The following is a 19,118-nucleotide window of genomic DNA, read 5'->3' on the forward strand; positions in this document are numbered from 1 at the left end:
CTTTAAAAATACTTTTATCCAAAAAAGATCGGGTTCAAGATCTTAGGAAAGTAGCATTCTGTTTATTTATAAAGATAAAATTTATCCTTCGCTCTATATAATCCTTGGTCCATGACACCTTTGGTCTTCGACGGTTTTTCCATCTATGATTAGATTAAAGCATTTTAACAACCTTGCTGAAACCTCTGATAAAAATTCATTTTTGAAGTATTCGTTGTCGCCAGCAATAGCTCCTGACGCCAAATATATTTCCAGTAGCAGTTTTTTTGGGACCAAATCATCATCCTTTAATAACTTTGTAGCTTCCTCTGCTACCAATAAAAGCTCATTGAATGCTTTCTCATCAATGTGTCCTCCCATTTTTAATGGATAAATAGAGTCGGTGACCTTTTCTTTAAATAATTCTAAAAGCTTATCTTTTTCAATATTCATTTATATCCCCATGGAAGCTAAGATATTCCTGCGCGTGAAGTGCTTGTTATTAAGCACTTTTATTGCTTCGATTTTATTTAGATTACTAACGACTGCAATTTAATAACATTTTTAATTATAAAGTGGCGCAATTGACTTAAAGCGATAATGTTTTGTAGAGCCATCTGTCAATGTTGAACATTCGTTAATGTTCAGTATGGATGACAAACACACCTATCTCTTATTTCCCGTTGCTCCCCTCAGTTAATCGTCCAGAATTTTAAGATTCAATTGCATCTTCCTGTCTATAGCATCCGTATCAATTAGATACAGGCACTGTTTTGCAGTGATTACAATGGATACGCTGTATCTTGCGACGAGTCTACAAATTCTTCCAGATTTATATTAAGGTTGCTCAACCTGGTTTTCAGTTCATCGATAGAAGAAATTTCTTCATATCTCCCAACATATTTATATGAGGGGTCATACTCATTTTCTATGTCAGAAGATAAAAATGATGATATTCGGATTTTGAATTTAGAATCTTCTTTATTACTTTGATTAAAGTAAGGGGAGTGCCCGACCATAGCATAGGCATCAACTCTGAGTGGATAGGATGGCTTTAGTTCATCTTTCAATGAAACTTCCACCCATGTTCTGTACTCGGGCATTAAAGGACTAACTTCTCTAAGCAATGTTTTCCCGCTTAATAATTTATCGATATTTTTCATGATGAGGTCTCTGATGCGAAGAACAGACGTATGACATTACTTGCCCGTGGATCAGCCCACCCAGCAATCCAATCCGCTTTACCGGGTTTAGCACTCATGCGCCTCTTTTCAGTAGCATACAGTGTGAAGCATAGAGTAGTTTCCGGCTTCAGATCATGACTTTGAAGAGGCAACTTCAACATCGTCGCCAGCTTAAAGCATTGTTCTCAAATCCAGTAAGTTACTATGTCTCGCTCATGCTGCCAGGCTAACGTGCAAAATGTAATCATTGCTCTATTCTTTTTTTAAGATAGTAATCTAAATATTTCTTAGGCCTTCCCTGAAATGCTCTATTTTTTCCGAAATTATAAGCCTCATCAAAATAATTTATAGCTTCATCGTATTGACCAAGCTCATAACAAACCATGCCAAGATCGATCATTGGGGAGGTATCAATATCTGAACTACACGTTTTAAGAGCGATCTCACCCCACCTTTTCGCTGTTGTGTAACGTTCCAAATCAAAATAAACACTATACAAACAGGCTGCTACCCAATTCGAAATATCCCATTCTAACTTTGGTTCTGGAATTAAAGACCAAGCATAGAGATACAAGGCCAACGCTTCATTTAAATTCTCGTTATCATGTTCGATATTACCACTTTCAACGACAGAAATAATTTTACCTTCGATTTCCCCATCAAATTTATATAAGTCATTCATGAGTTTCATCCAGAGTCATTAAATACCCGATTTCACACTTACTCTATAGCCCATCAATACTTATATCTTAAGATAAAAGAAACTACACGTAGTAAAGGGCGTGAGTAGAGTGTAGTTTGGGTCGCAAAAAAATGCATGATCTAACCCTTACCCAATAAAGATAATAACTCGTCATACTTTCTATTAAATGATAAATCTTTTTTCCTAAGGTAATCAAAAAAAACAATTACATGTTTTGATATTTCATTCACAAACTCTTTTTTAGCAACTTTAACTTTCATTTCTTTATCACAGGTTACGCTCACAGACACACCTTCTTTTATTGGCATAAAACTAACTTTGATCGGCTGACCTGGAAAATATGTTTCAAATGGTTGATTATCCTGGATGCATATAATGCCATCGGCAATATATGACCATAGCTGATCTATATAGTCCCACATTTCTTTATCGAATATAACCACACCATTAATTGTTAATTCAATAGCTCCTTCAATATAGAAAGAATCCTTGAACGCTTCTGTATAATGGCTAAACTCTACAAATTCATTATTATTCTTAATATATGTTTTTACTGAAATCATAATTTCTTCCTGTAATGGATAAAATTGACCTATGCGCTCGCTCATTACCTAAAAGACACTTGGCTTCCTTATGTGCAACTGTTACGGCTGTTATGAAGGTAACCTTATTTTTAATTTTGATAGATGAGCTTACTTCAGCTATAACAGCAAGAATCTTAAACAATTAACTGAAAAATATAAACCTAAGCAGTTGCATATTCAGTTTAGCATACGGCTAAAGATTATGACGCCCACTCTTCCTGTTCTGGCAGGCTTCCTTGTCGCCAGCAAGTTAATATTTTAAAACTTGCTCTCATGTAATAATTATTTTTCACATCGGTAGTCACGCCTTTCAAAAGAGTTATCTCGCCTGTTTTTGTATTTATCTCAAAAAGCCCATGATCGTATGAATGATAGTTGGAAGATATGGGTCCGAATTTATACTTTACACTTCCCCCACTGTTCTCAACTTTAATTATACTGATATGATATGCCATTTTTATATACTCTTCTGATGCGTATGATAATGCTTATATTGCTCTGCGACTTTTACGAACAATTATTCGAGCAAATCGCGGTATAAGTGATTTAAAACAAACCAGAATGAGCTCGTACCTCGGGCAGCTTGAGACATTGACCTTTCGCATTCTGAATCAAACCCTGAAAGCCAGCTATTTAATGGCCGCCGCCATAAGGGGTACACCACTTACACCCGACCAGGAGCCAAATGGGACTCATCTGCCTATGGCCCCTAGCAGCCGGGTTATAGCAGCGGAAGATGTCGCTGTGCAGACCCTATTCACCGTCTGTGTACAGATTCAGGAAATGCAGGTATTGCGGGGTGCCGAAGTGACCGGCGTGCTTACGCGCAGGCTACCGCCTCTGGCATCAGACGACGGGTGCCAGACGGTGTTGACGTTGATGTCGGCCACGCCTCCGTCAGGCCGCATGAGTCCGTGTGATACCAGATGGTTTACGCGTGCTCACTGTCGACGCGCGTCAAAAGCTCATAGCTATTTCGGTGTAAATATACTTCACCGTCGCATACAGGCTTTGGTTGCTGGTTTATCCCATCCTCTGCAGACTGGACCATCAGGGAGGAGTTACACCGCGGGAAAAGTAACATCGCTAATTTGAAACTGACGCGCTTGCGCCGTTTCAGCCCGCTACCCCTATCCAACCCCCAGAGGGAGTTAATTGTGGGTGGCTCGATATTATGCCAGAAGTTACATGTTCCAAAACCTGATGTAGCTTCAAAGCCAGCTATCCAGACATCTCTCACGTCGAGCATAAACAAACTTCCTGCATCATATTTGCGCCCTGCAGGCATACTTCTTGAAGGCAACTGAATTTAAAAGGCAGAGTTCAAGACCGGATGTGGCGGGACTAAGATATTGCTTTCATCTTTATTTTTGGTGTCAGAGACAATAACCCAAAACTGTCATCCATAGGTTGTTATATGCATTTATGCTTTTACTCTATTCATCAAAAAAAAAGTTACCGGAAGGTGCGAGTGTGCTGCCTCTCCCTGACACCTGAGGCCCCACCCCAAACGTCGTAAACAATGCCGTCAGACGCTCTGTCTGGCAGACGATAGAGGCCCGGATGATACCAAAAGATTTACGCCTGCTTACCGTGGACGTTAAGACGCCCTGGCGGCTGGAAGCGATTTAATATATGGCTTTGACAGCAGGTTTCACTCACCAAATACAGGACAATCAAACGTGAGAACGCTCCTTCAAATCAACCCGGTTATATATTACCAGCCTTATATAAATAGATGGGTTTCATCGTTCCTCTTTCTCCACTCTCACAAAGGCAAAAAACTAATGTATTGTTAATAAAGTAAACGGCCGGGAACAAACCACCCTCTCGACTTTCAAGGTATTTGATAAAATCTATGAGAGTAGAATTATAAATAAAAACTTCTTTACTTTTGCACTCTGCAAATATATATCCAGAAATGTTTTCATGTAGTTTTATATCACAAACGGTAATTACTTCCTGCGGACAGGCGTATTGGCTCCATAAGGGACCATGAGAATTCATATCTTTTTTTATATACGGCAGCCTAAAATTATCCATGATATCCTTTCTGATTTTCCGCCCCTGCACCTGTTCTATTGCCGGACCAAAAAAATCTTTGAGTGTAGAAATTTGCGTTCTCATTGAGCAATCCTATACATTTTAGAATCAATGTCCGCTTGCACTTTTTTTCGTCCTTCAGCAATACCATTCCGTGTGCTGAAAAACCTTATCAACCGGAACCGCAGATTATAATGGTCTTTAAAGCTGATACTCACTGTTAACGGTTTTTAAGCTCTATCCCTTCACCATCCGGGGTAGATGCTCCATTTATCGCTTTTCAAGGCATTACCTTGCGTAGTTACTTACAGATTCTGATTATTATTGCATGTACTCTTTTAGCATTCCAACTTGCAGATTTTGTTTTTTCAAACGACTCTTTTCATGCTTTCATACCCATTCTCGTAAAGTGAAATACAGATATTATCAAAGGCCATCATTATACCTAGCTGAGTTAATATTATTCAAAATGTACTTCTGCCCGCGTATATTCACCTATGTAAGCCTCAAGCTAAATAAATTTCAGTAATGAATTACGCATCCATTTTCAGTTAGTATATTTATAAAAACATCATAATAGTCTGTATCTGCTGGGCTAATACTTTTCAAAAAATGCGCTATTCGCTCAACATCTTTTAACGTTACGTTGACATTATTAATCACCAATTCAGAGAGGCAATCATAAAAACTATCAAACCCTTTTCCCATATAGCCTCTAAATCCGAAAAATGACTCGCCAAGCATACAGAAAAAATCTTCATAACAATAAACATCCTTTATGGATAAAGTAGCCTCAATGATGCCATCTCCCGAAGGAGGAAAAACACCCTGCCAATAAAGACATGAATTAAGCCATAACTCTTTCATTTCTTTTGCCCTAGTCTTCTTCCAGTTAAGAATTTCATGTTCCCGGACCCAACTATTCAAGACCATGATAAGAGGTAAATCTGGCATTTCAATTGTTCTAATAACCAAATTAATATTTTGCTTATTATTATCTTGTGTAATGTCACTCAGCAAATCACCTTCAAACTCGTACACATATATGTCATTAATAAAGTACCCTATGGAAATTGAATCTCCTTTTTTTGCATCAAACCCATTTTCCCAAGAGGTAGAAATATCACTTACTCTGATCAAAACAAAATTATCACTCGCCCCTTCTAAGCAAGAGGCCATCACAGAAGAGGCCTGTAGTGAAAGCTCATCGTTGATGTAAATCTTATATTTGTCATCCATCATTAATAATCTCTTTAGTTGCTTTATACCCTTGATAATTCACTATTCCCAAGGCATCAGGAGTGCGTCTGTTTATAGTACCCCTTATTCAGCACGTACCATAAAATCGCCCTGGCAGCATGATCTTGTGCCATCGCGCCTGAACTTTTCTGCACGTTGCGCGGTTGTCAGATGGGGTAAGGCAGAAGCTGCCGGAATATTCTCAGCAGTCCAAAGGTGGTGCATTGTGCTGATGGTGACTGCAACGAGGTATGGGAGCTGCTCTATCAGCTTTAGCAGCGAAACAGATGGTTCAAGGTGTCAAGAACTTGACGTTTAGCGTACTGCCCCAGAGTTGCATAATAAAAAGCCGCCACGATTAAATTCCTTATCCTGCTATTGCTTAAATATTTAAAATAATTCCCAGACCCTTTTATATTTCAGCAGCTTCGCTTCTATCGACTTTAATGTTGATTGTTTTTAGATTTATCCCGATAAAAAATGCTTTCATCAATAAGGGCTAATGGCAATATATCATTGCCGATTAAATATTTTTTCAGCCTTAAGCACAAGCATCTGAGCATCTGAGCATCTGAGCATCTGAGCATCTGAGCATCTGCTTCTATATAAAAAAGTGAGGCTCTCTTATTTTTATCGCGACACAACCCCGGGTGAAAGGAATGATTTTATCATAATAAAAACAGACCTTAACAAGAAAAAGTCATCATCGTTATCTTCATTGCCAATGTCAATTCTGACAGGTATATACACTTCCTTCATTTCATCTTATTCCCTTTAAATTCTTTATCTCCTTTACGAACAGGAATCAAAACGTCAACTTGAAACCTATAAGTAGGACCAGTAAATTTTCATAAAGAATAAAACCTCCTGTCTCCAAATGCTTAGCCGTATTTTCAATGCTATCTTTACAGATAGTCACATACAGGCAGACGTGCAATAGTAAAAAGATTATACCATAATCTCTGGGCGCAGTTCTGTCCGATTTGAGCCAGTAGAGATTTCACTATCATATAGTTGTTTTTTATAAAGAGGTAAAATATTCAGTGAAATACCCACCTTTTATGGATACGAATAGATCGTGCCCTATAATTACATAACCGACCTTATCTTTTCTTCCGTCTATATCCTCATAAAAACCGGGAGTCATAGCGGAACTTTTCTCATAGACAGATAAACCTGATAAGTTATCAGAGAAGTAGAACTCACTAACAGAACGAAAATTAATATGCACAATTCTATACCCAGCATTATTATAATTTTCATCAGAAATATCATCCTGAGAAACCAACTTATTTTTGGAAACATATTCATTTAAGTCTTTATTTCTAGCTTCTTCACCCATGAAAACCATAAAGTAAACCTCTAACCCATTATCATCATAATTGAAAAACGGCTCAGTAACGCTTTCCATTTTCCAGGATGATTTTACCATCTTAAGAGTATTTTTCATTGTACCAGCCTTATAATATCTCAAATGCTGCTATTTTCTGCCCCAGGTAGTGGGAATAGAAGATCCCAGTATAAAATACACTTCATCCTGATCGTATTGGGTTTGCACTAAGCGATCTAATAAAGTATTGGTGAGGGGCAGTTCATGTAAAATTGTTGCCGTCTCATCCGCAGTAGAAAGTACAGCCAGCTTTCTATGACTTTCAATTACTTCCTGAACTTTTTCTGAAGAGATAACGTGGCGAGCGTGGTTATCAAACTGGCTGACCAGGAGGAATATGTAAAGTCGTTAGAAGCGCGAGATGTTATGGATAGCGCGCCTTAACGCGTTTAAGTTGAACCGTTCCAATGACCTTTTTCTTCCTGGCGTCTGACCCTATTTAAGTGTTTTTGTGCATATTGGCGGATTAACTCATTATCAGCGTTGGCTAATAATTCCATTTTTTCAATAGCATTTTGGTCTTTTATTTTCTCTAGCGCCCTTATGCATTTATTCGCCAGTACAAAATCCTCGTCGTAATCCCTGTAATCAAGATTGAGCAACGCAGCTTCATAAAGATGGTTCACGCTGGAAGGCTGCTTATAATGGGCTAACAATCTTACGACCTCTTCATGTTTCTGATGCCAGGAGTCATTCACAAGCTGGTTTAATATGTCGACATCGTAGTAACAAAAATTCATTACTGCGCTGAGATAAAGAAGATGGTCAACCAACTCTGCATCTTCGGTTTCTCGCGCAATGGTTAACTCTTTGCATAAATCTACGTTTCCAGAGAAATCACCAAACTGGCACATAAAATCAGAGATATTAAGTTGATTCATCATTAACTTTAGAATCAAACTTTTTTTGACTTCCAGCAACTCCATCGCTCCTCATCCTTATATACCAAACTATGAGTTTTGAGGTTATGATCTTTTATATAGTTGCTTTCCCACTCATCGTAACCATTCGGTACAGCATAACTAAAGCCCTTTTCAAAATACCGTTCACCATGAGCAGTAATCATAACCCAATAATATTCCTCTTCGTGTACCAGCAAGCAAGCTGCAAGGTCATTCTTGGGTGGAACGGTAAGCATAGGCGAGCTATTAGTTATAGACCTCGCCTCATTTTCTGATATTTTACCATAAGCGATAATTATTTCTTTGATAAACAAATGTAGAAATTAACTATTATGGATTATCTTCTTTTATGAAAAGCAAGCCATCTCTCAAGTTTTCTTATCCGTTTTATATATCACTTTTAATTAGCAAAGATGATACGCAATACCTTTCTAAAACATCCCGTAAGACATTATATTCTAAATATCAAACCCATCTTTTATTACTACGGCATGGCTTATCTTTTACTTATCTTGCCGGAAATTTTCTTCAATATGTTACATGAAAAATGCCCCATTGGTAACCAACAGCAAAAATGATAAATCCGAGTACCCCCCCATTAATCAATGGCATTGCGGATTTTATTTATGAACTATGGAATTGACGTTTCACCCATAAGACCCCAGCCCAGCAATTAGATGAATCAGATATAAGATTGACAATTTCCTTTCCATTTGAAAAATAAGTTACAGGACAACACTCATCGCCACTTAATGGTTTAAAACTCGTCAAAACATCACACTGTAACTGTAGAGAAAGCACTTGGGAAATAAAATCAATGTATGCAGGAAAATAATTACTTTCAACAGAAGTGACAGATGTTCCAAAGTCAACTTCATAAATAAAAACCACATTACTTAATATTTCAATATATTTTGAATTTTCATCGGGGCTTATCCCGCTTGCCTCAATACGCTTTTTATATTCATTAACATCAAAATAATTATACTCCATAACAGTAAAATCAACATCATTCCCACCTAATAAATTAGCTATTTTTCCTCTCAACACTTCTATATTTTTATAACTGATAAGAATGCTTGATTTAGTGATCACGCTTAAATTCTCCAAAAAGTATCCAATACTGTTTGCTTTATTACCTCTATACGAACATCACTGTTATAGAGTTTAAGGCCGTCAAAGAAGTCATAAAATTGTTAGAGCGTATTTTTAGAATTAAACTCTCTATTACCTGGACAATATTATTTTCACAACTTGACGTATGCCTTTATTGACATTTTTTGCAGCATTTCCACCAATTTCATTTATCTGCCGAGCTTTCGCGCAGGCTACCGCCGCTGTCAACGCGCGCCAGAAGGTCATGGCGGTTTTCTATGCAGAAATTCCGCACCGACGCTTTCGCGTTCTGGTCGCCCGTTTCCACCAATATCTTGAGGCCCGTCCATGCTTACTGCAGGCCACAACCTGCTTTCAGGCGGTTAGTGGCTGAACATAATTTTACGCCAAGTCAACCTTTCCAAAACACAGCACCGACTTAAAGTCTGCTATGTCGGCATCTTCCACATTAACCGGAAGACCAAGGCCTCTACCAGATATTCTCACAGCACCAGCCTGCAACTTAGGGTGGCTGGCTGAAAGGGCGGGATTTGAGATCGGCCATGGCGTGACGGTGAAGATTTTGGAAGGATGCCTAGCCATCATCCCTGTCAATAATGAGATGCAGGAATTGCGCGAAAATCTATGCCGGGCTTATGAAGTAAATGAGGCACATGTTGGTTTAGTAGATTAAATGGAGAGTATATAATAAAAAACCAGGAAAAATTAATTGTATTCCCTCCTTTTATTGCAAGATAGTAACTACCCTTTCCTGTAAAAAATATCTTCTTTTGATATCTCACCCAATTTTAACAATCTGTAATCTTTTAATGAGGAATGATTAGCTGTGCTGTATGAATCTATCCATTCCTCCGAACGTCCATCATCTTCCCATAAACAAACTGGACATACATCATATTGCCCTCGTTCTGGTAGAGTGAAATAACCACAGCAGGGACACTTATTAAGTTCGGGCTCATCACCTAAAATTACAAACTCGCAATTAAAGCGTTTGTTCAAAAAAGAAATTAGATATTCATTTGATATACCAAAGAGGATAACATCAGCATGGAAATCAATAAGAAAATCCTGGACTTCATCATCATATATACTTTCATATATAATAGGCTCGCCAGATTCCTCATCATTATACCCTGCAAATAAAAGGCTATCTATGGCCATCCTAGACAATAAAGCCACTTTGTATATAGAGAATATTTTGAGTGCTGATCTTCTTGTCATTACAGTCATTTGTACACCACATCAGATGGAGATAGACCTTTTTTATAAAGCCATATCAATTATATTAGTAAATGGATTTTTTACAAATTCAGGTCATGCCTTATAGATAGGAAATGTTTCTCTATTTTTAGCATCTCCAACAAGAATTATGCAGAGCCTCCCGCTCGACCAGTGTGCTCACATGCAGGCTGCGGCCTCAGGCACTTGATTCGCCGCGCCAGACAACGTCGAATCCCCTAAATGACTGGCGGTCCTTTTCTGCCGGGATGGAGGGTGCGCGGTCGGGACTATCTGAACACTTTTTAAGTACGGAAGATTCCGGCCTTATTGTATATTTTCCCAAAAGTCTTGATTAGTTGCACCTGTGAGCTTAATCGCATCCTGCGAGGAGATTTTCTTTAGGAATAAAGAGCCGGCCACTCTAATAAATAATTCAAAATTGTCTGCGACTGACTTTTCATCATTGATGCCAGGCTCGCTGGTGATTGCATATATCTTTCCTGTCACTGTATTCAAGAGAATAGTGTATGGATCTGATAAAGCAATAATAATCATTGATTTTGGCCTTGACTGCCCATTCCACCAATTATTAAAGCCATTGCTTTCATTTAAATAAATTAATTTCTCAAAATAATCACCACCTGATCCAAATGATATATTCCCAAGAGAGAAATTATCTAAATTGTATTCCATAACGAATGACAAAAAAGTGTCTTTCAGTTCTACATCGAGGTTCTGCTCAAGTTTTGATAAGTTATTTAAAGGCACTCCTCTTTCCCTCAAAATTAAATCATCCATCTCCCCTTGAAAAGGAGAAAACTTGTTATCCAACTCAAACTCAATTTCTTTAATGCTTGATAACATTACTCCTCCTGGCATTTTGTATGTCAAACACTGCTGCAACCTACATGTGTTTTACCCAGTACACGTATAGCATGTGGAAAAAAATAAACATGATGATGGCTAATTAAATTAAATTAAATTTATAATTTATAGATTTTGGGAAACGATTAATCCAAGCACTACTTATTTTTGATGATAGCCCCGATTTTTGTATCTTACAAAGATTATTTTTACTTGATGAGTCTGATTGTAAATAAAACCTTTGCTGCCAAAACTTTTTTATTCCGGATGCCGCCTTTTTGCTTCGAATGCCGCTATTAAACGTACGAGAATTTATCAAGAAAATAGTGGATCGAATCTTTCTGTGAAATGAAGAGCTATCCTACTTTGATAAGAAATATTATCTCTGCATATATTACAGAAGCTTAATTCCTGCGGCTTCACCACATATATATAGGTATTCAGCCCATCTATTAGCCCTGGTGGGCTCACCTGCTTGTAACGCCTGTCCGCCGGGTCTTGATAGCGGTATGTGCTGTAGTGTTGGCCTGTTTCGCGGTCCAGGTACCGGCCCTGAAAGTGCAGGTTGTGTGTGGAGTCTCAGTAACCGGCATGCTTTCACGCAGGCTACCGCAGGGCGGCGGAGGCTCCGCGCCAGACGGTGTTGCCGTTATATCGATCACGCTGTCCGGTAAACCGTGCAGCTCCATGTGACGAAAGATTTTCGCGGGCTCGCCCTCGCTGTAGACGCGCCAGCTGCTTGTAGCGCTATTTGGCTCTGATGTATTCCCTTTCAACTTCGATTTTACAAGACCTGGGCGGGTTTGCTCATTTTTGCTGAATCTCTTGCCACACCTCAGACTGCCGTCACAACCTCCTGTCAGGAGCTGTTAATCATGGCTGAAGGAATATTACGCCTAAAGTCGACTATGTCACAGCCCGCAACCGGGGCCGCACAGCTACGTACAGACAGGTGTTATTACCCTTTAAACTGAGCGTGGCTGAATTGAAAAAGCATCCCCCTCTGTTGCGGATTTGAGTTATTAAAAAAGAGTGACCAAGAAAACAGAAGGCGGGAAGAGCGATCCATCACCATGCAGTATCGCTCTCTACTATCGGTGACAAAAATTGTAGCCATGTATTTATCCTTAATTCGCCCATACTCCATACACTTAACGTAAGTGCTAAATATGCAATATGCGAAGGGTTTATTAAGACTTAATTTTAGGGCGAGGAAAACAAAAAGCCCCTGTATTAACAGAGGCCTGATAGATAATTATTACAAACAGTACAGCTAAATCCTAGAACGGGATATCGTCGTCGAAATCCATCGGCGGTTCGTTGTTAGACTGTGCCGGGGCAGACTGCTGCTGCGGACGAGACTGCGCGCCGCCGCTGAACTGGTTGTTGTTGCCCTGCGGCTGCTGAGGCTGACCCCAACCGCCCTGCTGCTGACCGCCACCTGCCGGTGCACCGCCGCCGCCCTGGCGACCGCCCAGCATCTGCATGGTGCCACCAACGTTCACCACCACTTCGGTCGTGTACTTTTCCTGGCCGGACTGATCGGTCCATTTGCGGGTGCGCAGCTGGCCTTCGATGTAGACCTGAGAACCTTTACGCAGATACTCACCGGCAACTTCCGCCAGCTTGCCGAACAGCACAACGCGGTGCCACTCGGTCTGCTCTTTCATCTCGCCAGTCGCCTTGTCACGCCACGATTCGGACGTAGCCAGCGTAATGTTGGCAACTGCGCCACCACTCGGCATATAGCGTACTTCCGGGTCCTGGCCCAGATTACCGACGAGAATAACCTTGTTTACGCCTCTGCTGGCCATGATCGTGTCTCCTGAAATCGTTTCGTAGTAGTGTAAACGCGCGAGTGTACCATTTCCACGTAGCATTTTGATAGCTGCGAAGCAGGTTCCAGACATCGTCCGCGAAGTGCGTATTTTACACACTTACGCGGAAGTTGCATTCCTATACTGTATATTCATTCAGGTTAATTTGTGTCATAATTAGCCGTTTGTGATCGCCGGTTGTCCTTCAAACACACCGGGCATTACGTGTTCCACCGGGTAAAAGGTGAATGGATTGGATAAGATAGAAGTTCGGGGCGCGCGCACCCATAATCTCAAAAACATCAACCTCGTCATCCCTCGCGACAAACTGATTGTTGTCACCGGGCTGTCGGGTTCGGGCAAATCCTCGCTGGCTTTCGATACGCTCTATGCAGAAGGGCAGCGTCGCTACGTCGAATCGCTCTCAGCGTATGCCCGCCAGTTCCTGTCGTTGATGGAAAAACCGGACGTTGACCACATTGAAGGTCTCTCGCCTGCCATCTCTATTGAACAGAAGTCGACATCGCATAACCCGCGTTCCACCGTCGGCACCATAACCGAAATTCACGACTATCTGCGCCTGCTCTATGCACGCGTTGGCGAGCCGCGCTGCCCGGATCACGGCGTGCCGCTGGCGGCGCAAACCGTCAGCCAGATGGTAGATAACGTGCTGTCGCAGCCGGAAGGTAAGCGCCTTATGCTGCTGGCACCGGTGATCAAAGAGCGTAAAGGCGAGCACACCAAAACTCTCGAAAACCTGGCAGGCCAGGGCTATATTCGCGCCCGTATCGACGGCGAAGTGTGCGATCTCTCCGATCCGCCGAGCCTCGAACTGCAAAAGAAACACACCATTGAAGTGGTGATTGACCGCTTCAAAGTGCGCGACGATCTCACGCAGCGCCTGGCGGAGTCCTTTGAAACCGCGCTGGAGCTCTCCGGCGGTACGGCCATCGTTGCCGATATGGACGATCCTAAAGCCGAAGAACTGCTCTTCTCGGCAAACTTCGCCTGCCCGATTTGCGGCTACAGCATGCGCGAACTGGAGCCGCGTCTCTTCTCGTTCAATAACCCGGCGGGCGCCTGTCCGACCTGCGACGGTCTGGGCGTTCAGCAATATTTCGACCCTGACCGCGTGATCCAGAACCCGGAGCTGTCGCTGGCTGGCGGCGCTATCCGCGGCTGGGATCGCCGTAACTTCTACTATTTCCAGATGCTGAAGTCGCTCTCTGAGCACTACAAATTCGACGTCGAAGCACCGTGGGAAAGCCTCAGCGCCAATGTGCAGAAAGTGATTCTGGCAGGTTCCGGCAAAGAGTCGATTGAGTTCAAATATATGAACGATCGCGGCGACACCTCCGTGCGCCGTCATCCGTTTGAAGGCGTGCTGCACAATATGGAGCGCCGCTACAAAGAGACCGAATCAAGCGCGGTGCGCGAAGAGCTGGCGAAATTCATCAGCAACCGCCCTTGCGCCACCTGCGAAGGGACGCGTCTGCGTCGCGAAGCGCGCCATGTTTATGTTGAAGATACGCCGCTGCCGACCATCTCCGATATGAGCATCGGTCATGCGATGGACTTCTTCACCAATCTCAAACTTTCCGGTCAGCGTGCAAAAATCGCTGAAAAAGTGCTCAAAGAGATTGGCGATCGTCTGAAATTCCTCGTTAACGTCGGCCTGAACTACCTGACGCTTTCCCGCTCGGCAGAGACTCTCTCCGGCGGTGAAGCGCAGCGTATTCGTCTGGCCAGCCAGATTGGCGCAGGCCTGGTCGGCGTCATGTACGTGCTGGATGAGCCTTCTATCGGCTTGCACCAGCGCGATAACGAACGTCTGCTTGGCACTCTTGTGCACCTGCGCAACCTCGGTAACACGGTGATTGTGGTTGAGCATGACGAAGATGCTATCCGCGCAGCGGATCACGTGATCGATATCGGCCCGGGTGCCGGTGTGCACGGCGGCCAGGTGGTCGCGGAAGGCCCGCTGGAAGCAATCATGGCGGTGCCGGAATCGCTGACCGGCCAGTTCATGAGCGGCAAACGCAAAATTGAAGTGCCGAAAGAGCGTGTGAAAGCCGATCCGCAGCGCGTGCTGAAGCTGAGTGGCGCGCGCGGCAACAACCTGAAGGATGTGACGCTGACGCTGCCGGTCGGCCTCTTTACCTGTATCACCGGCGTTTCCGGCTCCGGCAAGTCGACGCTGATTAACGATACGCTCTTCCCGCTCGCTCAGCGCCAGCTTAACGGCGCGACGATTGCCGAGCCTGCGCCTTACCGCGATATTCAGGGGCTGGAGCACTTCGACAAAGTGATCGATATCGACCAGAGCCCGATTGGCCGTACACCGCGCTCCAACCCAGCAACCTACACCGGCGTCTTTACGCCCGTGCGTGAACTCTTCGCCGGCGTGCCGGAGTCCCGTTCACGCGGCTATACGCCGGGTCGCTTCAGCTTTAACGTCCGCGGCGGGCGCTGTGAAGCGTGCCAGGGCGATGGCGTGATCAAAGTCGAAATGCACTTCCTGCCGGATATCTACGTGCCGTGCGACCAGTGCAAAGGCAAGCGCTATAACCGCGAAACGCTGGAGATTAAATACAAGGGCAAGACCATCCACGAAGTGCTGGATATGACCATTGAAGAAGCGCGTGAGTTCTTCGACGCGGTTCCGGCGCTGGCGCGTAAGCTGCAAACGCTGATGGATGTCGGCCTGACCTATATTCGTCTCGGCCAGTCGGCCACCACCCTTTCCGGTGGTGAAGCGCAGCGCGTGAAACTGGCGCGCGAGCTGTCGAAACGCGGTACCGGGCAGACGCTCTATATCCTTGATGAGCCGACCACCGGTCTGCACTTCGCCGATATTCAGCAACTGCTTGAGGTGCTGCATCAGCTGCGCGATCAGGGCAACACCATCGTGGTGATTGAGCACAACCTCGACGTGGTGAAAACCGCAGACTGGATTGTAGACCTGGGGCCGGAAGGCGGCAGCGGCGGCGGCGAGATCCTCGTCTCCGGCACGCCGGAAACCGTCGCCGAATGCGAAGCATCGCATACGGCACGGTTCCTGAAACCGCTGCTCAGCTAGTCAGACGGAGAGCTGTTGCCGGATCCCCTCCGGCACCAGCTCCATCGCCTGCTGATACGAGGCATCTACCAGGTAGTAGATTTGCGAATCTGGCAGGGTGCCGTCCAGATAGACCGTGCTCCAGTGCGCTTTATTCAGATGGCTGCTGGGGCGCACATCGCTGTGCTGCTCGCGCAGCAGCTCCGCCAGCGCCGGGCTGGTTTTCAGTGAGACCGCCGGGCGGTCCTCAATCTCTTTCACCATCGCAAACAGCACGTCGGCGACCTTAATCTGCGTCGCTTTCCAGTCGCTGTGCACGCTCTGCTCCGCGCCAGGCTTGGCCATGCAATATTGCAGTAACTCCGAAATTGTCATCGTTTATTCCCCTTGTAGTGTCGCGATAATCCGCCGCGAACCGCCGTGGATGCGATGCTCTCCCAGCCAGATCCCCTGCCATGTCCCCAGCAATACGCGTCCATTCTGCACGGGCAGCATCAGCGACACGCCAAGCGTCGATGATTTGATATGCGCAGGCATATCATCCGGCCCTTCATAATCATGCTCATAGGGCGCGTTGTCCGGCACAGCACGTAAAAAGTGGCGCTCCATATCCTGGCGCACCGTGGGATCGCAATTTTCATTCAGGGTGAGAGAAGCGGACGTGTGCTGAAGCAGCAGGTGCAACAAACCGGTTTTCACGCTCTTAAGCACAGTAATTTGCCCGAGCACCTCATCAGTGATCAGGTGAAAGCCGCGCGATTTTTGGCTAAGCGTAAGCGTCTGTTGATGCCACATAAACTGCTCCTTATCAAAAATGAACCTCTGTAAGTGTGCAGCATGTGGCCAAAAGGGGAAACCCGAGGCCCTTTTTTTCTCTAAAAAAGGGCGATCGATTAATAGTCGGAGTCGACAATCACCTCTTCACCAAACGCACCGGCCTGCGGCAGCGGTTGGTAGGTTGAGTTCGCGGCGCGCAGCACGCGGATCGGGCGCGCTTCGCTTTCGCGCGCGGCTGTGATGTCGCCGTCAGAGTCGCCGTAGTAGATGCGGATCTTTTTATCTTTCAGCCACTGCACCTTGTTGTTCTGGCCCGGCTGATCGCCGGCAAAAATTACCGGGTTCATATTGGCAGCGGGAATATGAAAATCATCCTGCAGAGTTTTGCTCACCGTCTCGGTTTTGGTCTGGCTACGGCCGGTGATAAAGAAAATGGTGTCGCCGCGTTTTACGTGCATGGCGATCAGCTGACGCGCAACCTCTTTGGGAATGCTGAACTCATCCCAGCCGTTATTCATCTTTTCCCAGAATTCCGGGTTGTGCAGATAGGCATCGCTATCCGGAGACCAGGTTTTCTTGCCGCGCCAGAAGCCGGGGCTGGAGAAGAGCACGGTATCGTCGATATCAAACCCCACCGCCATCGGCGGGCGTTCAACCAGCGAGCTTTCGATTTGCGCCACGGAAACCCAGTGTACCGCCGCCTGCTCAGAGAGTTTTGCAACGTTAGTGCCCGTTGAAACCGGCGTCGGCGCCGAGGCGTAAACCGCCGCGCTGCTAAAGGCCGCCCACAGGCAAAGCGCGCCGAGCGCGTGTCTGAACTTTTGCATAATTTTCCCTGCTTCTTAATGCTTTAGTTTTTATAAATGAGGTGAATAGTCTTAAACCTGAGTGACCATAACCGCAGGGCGAAGTGAAACAAAGTCTTTTCTGGAAAATCCGCCAGCATTGGTGGGTCACCCTCTGCCGCTTCGCAGAGGGTGAAAAGAGAAGTAAGTGAATACTTACATCACTGCCGCGAAGGCCTGTGCCACGCGTTGAACGTTGCGGTTGTTAAGCCCGGCGACGCAGATGCGGCCGCTGGAAACAAGGTAGATGCCAAACTCTTCGCGCAGACGATCCACCTGCGCAGCACTCAGCCCGGTATAACTAAACATGCCGCGCTGCTTCAGCAGGTAGGTGAAATCCCCGGTCGGCATCGCCGCGTTTAGCGCATCAACCAGCGTCTGGCGCATCGCCTGAATGCGGGTGCGCATCGCCTCAACTTCTGCCAGCCACGACGCTTTCAGTCCGGCATTGTTCAGCACGGTTGCCACCAGCTGCGCGCCGAAGTTCGGCGGGCTGGAGTAGTTGCGGCGTACTGTGGCTTTTAACTGCCCGAGCACGCGCCCGGCGGCATCGGCATCTTCACACACCACCGAGAGCCCGCCGACACGTTCACCGTAGAGGGAGAAGATTTTAGAGAAGGAGTTGCTGACCAGTGCAGGCAGCCCGGCGTGGGCAATCGCGCGGATCGCATAGGCATCCTCTTCCATCCCTGCGCCGAAGCCCTGATAGGCGATATCGAGGAACGGGATTAGCGTGCGGGCTTTCAGCACCTCAACCACCTCATCCCACTGCGCAGGCGTTAAGTCGGCACCGGTCGGGTTATGGCAGCACGGGTGCAGCAGAACAATGCTCTGCTCAGGCAAACTGTTTAATTTTTCGAGGAATGCCGCGAAACGCACGCCGTTGGTTTCGTTGTCATACCACGGGTAGGTAGAGACCTCAAAGCCCGCGCCTTCGAAAATTGCAATGTGGTTTTCCCAAGTCGGATCGCTGACCCAAACGCCGGAGTTGGGGAAGTAACGTTTCAGAAAATCTGCGCCGACTTTCAGCGCGCCTGAGCCGCCGAGCGTCTGGATGGTGGCGACACGCTGCTGCTCCAGCACCACATGCCCGGCACCAAACAGCAGCGGCGCGATGGCGTGACGGTAGCTGTTAAGCCCTTCCATCGGCAGATAGAGCGACGCGCCATGCGGCTGCGCGTTGAGGCGCGCTTCGGCTTCCGCCACCGCCTGCAAACGCGGAATTGTGCTCTCTTCGTCGTAATAGAGCCCGATGCTGAGGTTAACTTTGTCGCTGCGGGGATCCTCTTTGAACCGCTCCATCAATGAGAGGATCGGGTCGCCGGCATAGGCGTCAACTTTCTGAAACACGCGTGTATTCTCCAGGTTTACAGTGGGCGAAACACCACAATAAACC

18 protein-coding genes are annotated in these 19,118 nt (G+C 45.2%); 1 reads left to right on the forward strand and 17 read right to left on the reverse strand.

What is annotated here, in order from left to right:
* Positions 1-93: 93 nt before the first annotated feature.
* The 13 genes from ABIC80_RS17115 to ssb1 form a co-directional block, all read right to left on the reverse strand.
* Positions 94-432: a hypothetical protein gene (locus tag ABIC80_RS17115; RefSeq protein WP_326899391.1), complete on the reverse strand. Its 339-nt coding sequence runs from the start codon at positions 430-432 to the stop codon at positions 94-96.
* A gap of 329 nt (positions 433-761) precedes the next feature.
* Positions 762-1,142, reverse strand: a complete 381-nt coding sequence (locus ABIC80_RS17120) for a hypothetical protein (protein WP_429177938.1) — start codon at positions 1,140-1,142, stop codon at positions 762-764.
* A gap of 265 nt (positions 1,143-1,407) precedes the next feature.
* Positions 1,408-1,845 (reverse strand): tetratricopeptide repeat protein, encoded by a 438-nt coding sequence (locus ABIC80_RS17125; RefSeq protein WP_429177940.1) that lies wholly within the window; start codon positions 1,843-1,845, stop codon positions 1,408-1,410.
* Between the two features lie 140 nt (positions 1,846-1,985).
* Positions 1,986-2,429, reverse strand: a complete 444-nt coding sequence (locus ABIC80_RS17130; RefSeq protein WP_429177942.1) for a hypothetical protein — start codon at positions 2,427-2,429, stop codon at positions 1,986-1,988.
* Positions 2,430-4,160: 1,731 nt separating this feature from the next.
* Positions 4,161-4,577, reverse strand: coding sequence for a hypothetical protein (locus tag ABIC80_RS17135; RefSeq protein ID WP_429177944.1), 417 nt, complete (start codon positions 4,575-4,577; stop codon positions 4,161-4,163).
* A gap of 438 nt (positions 4,578-5,015) precedes the next feature.
* Positions 5,016-5,735: a hypothetical protein gene (locus ABIC80_RS17140; RefSeq protein ID WP_326899380.1), complete on the reverse strand. Its 720-nt coding sequence runs from the start codon at positions 5,733-5,735 to the stop codon at positions 5,016-5,018.
* Positions 5,736-6,753: 1,018 nt separating this feature from the next.
* The gene (locus tag ABIC80_RS17145; protein ID WP_326899378.1) at positions 6,754-7,182 is read right to left on the reverse strand and encodes a hypothetical protein; all 429 of its coding nucleotides are present in this window, start codon (positions 7,180-7,182) and stop codon (positions 6,754-6,756) included.
* A 329-nt stretch (positions 7,183-7,511) separates the two neighbouring features.
* Positions 7,512-8,048, reverse strand: a complete 537-nt coding sequence (locus ABIC80_RS17150) for a HEAT repeat domain-containing protein (protein WP_429177946.1) — start codon at positions 8,046-8,048, stop codon at positions 7,512-7,514.
* A gap of 600 nt (positions 8,049-8,648) precedes the next feature.
* Positions 8,649-9,119, reverse strand: a complete 471-nt coding sequence (locus ABIC80_RS17155; RefSeq protein ID WP_429177948.1) for a hypothetical protein — start codon at positions 9,117-9,119, stop codon at positions 8,649-8,651.
* Between the two features lie 762 nt (positions 9,120-9,881).
* Positions 9,882-10,370, reverse strand: coding sequence for a CPCC family cysteine-rich protein (locus tag ABIC80_RS17160; RefSeq protein WP_429177950.1), 489 nt, complete (start codon positions 10,368-10,370; stop codon positions 9,882-9,884).
* A gap of 315 nt (positions 10,371-10,685) precedes the next feature.
* Positions 10,686-11,225 carry an SMI1/KNR4 family protein gene (locus ABIC80_RS17165; RefSeq protein ID WP_429177952.1) on the reverse strand — a complete coding sequence of 180 codons (540 nt, stop codon included), beginning with the start codon at positions 11,223-11,225 and terminating at the stop codon, positions 10,686-10,688.
* Between the two features lie 315 nt (positions 11,226-11,540).
* Positions 11,541-11,789, reverse strand: coding sequence for an RHS repeat-associated core domain-containing protein (locus tag ABIC80_RS17170; protein ID WP_429177993.1), 249 nt, complete (start codon positions 11,787-11,789; stop codon positions 11,541-11,543).
* Positions 11,790-12,505: 716 nt separating this feature from the next.
* Complete coding sequence (gene ssb1 / locus ABIC80_RS17175; protein WP_023478365.1) at positions 12,506-13,039, reverse strand: single-stranded DNA-binding protein SSB1; 534 nt, start codon at positions 13,037-13,039, stop codon at positions 12,506-12,508.
* Positions 13,040-13,295: 256 nt separating this feature from the next.
* Between ssb1 and uvrA the strand changes: the two genes are divergently transcribed.
* Entirely contained in the window at positions 13,296-16,121 is a 2,826-nt protein-coding gene (gene uvrA / locus ABIC80_RS17180) for an excinuclease ABC subunit UvrA (protein WP_042712659.1), read from the forward strand.
* On the opposite strand, the gene ABIC80_RS17185 is transcribed toward uvrA, so the two are convergent.
* The 4 genes from ABIC80_RS17185 to tyrB all read right to left on the reverse strand — a co-directional run bounded on the left by ABIC80_RS17185 (position 16,122) and on the right by tyrB (position 19,072).
* Complete coding sequence (locus ABIC80_RS17185; RefSeq protein ID WP_263753486.1) at positions 16,122-16,475, reverse strand: MmcQ/YjbR family DNA-binding protein; 354 nt, start codon at positions 16,473-16,475, stop codon at positions 16,122-16,124. It abuts the gene before it with no gap.
* Between the two features lie 3 nt (positions 16,476-16,478).
* Entirely contained in the window at positions 16,479-16,895 is a 417-nt protein-coding gene (locus tag ABIC80_RS17190; RefSeq protein ID WP_263753487.1) for a secondary thiamine-phosphate synthase enzyme YjbQ, read from the reverse strand.
* 98 nt (positions 16,896-16,993) lie between these two features.
* Entirely contained in the window at positions 16,994-17,704 is a 711-nt protein-coding gene (gene aphA / locus ABIC80_RS17195) for an acid phosphatase AphA (protein ID WP_042712656.1), read from the reverse strand.
* Positions 17,705-17,878: 174 nt separating this feature from the next.
* A complete protein-coding gene (tyrB, locus tag ABIC80_RS17200; RefSeq protein WP_429177954.1) occupies positions 17,879-19,072 on the reverse strand; it encodes an aromatic amino acid transaminase in 1,194 nt (397 codons plus the stop codon).
* Between the last annotated feature and the right edge of the window lie 46 nt (positions 19,073-19,118).

Origin of the sequence: Kosakonia sp. 1610, assembly GCF_050435845.1 — a bacterium.
In the GTDB taxonomy this organism is placed as follows: domain Bacteria; phylum Pseudomonadota; class Gammaproteobacteria; order Enterobacterales; family Enterobacteriaceae; genus Kosakonia; species Kosakonia cowanii.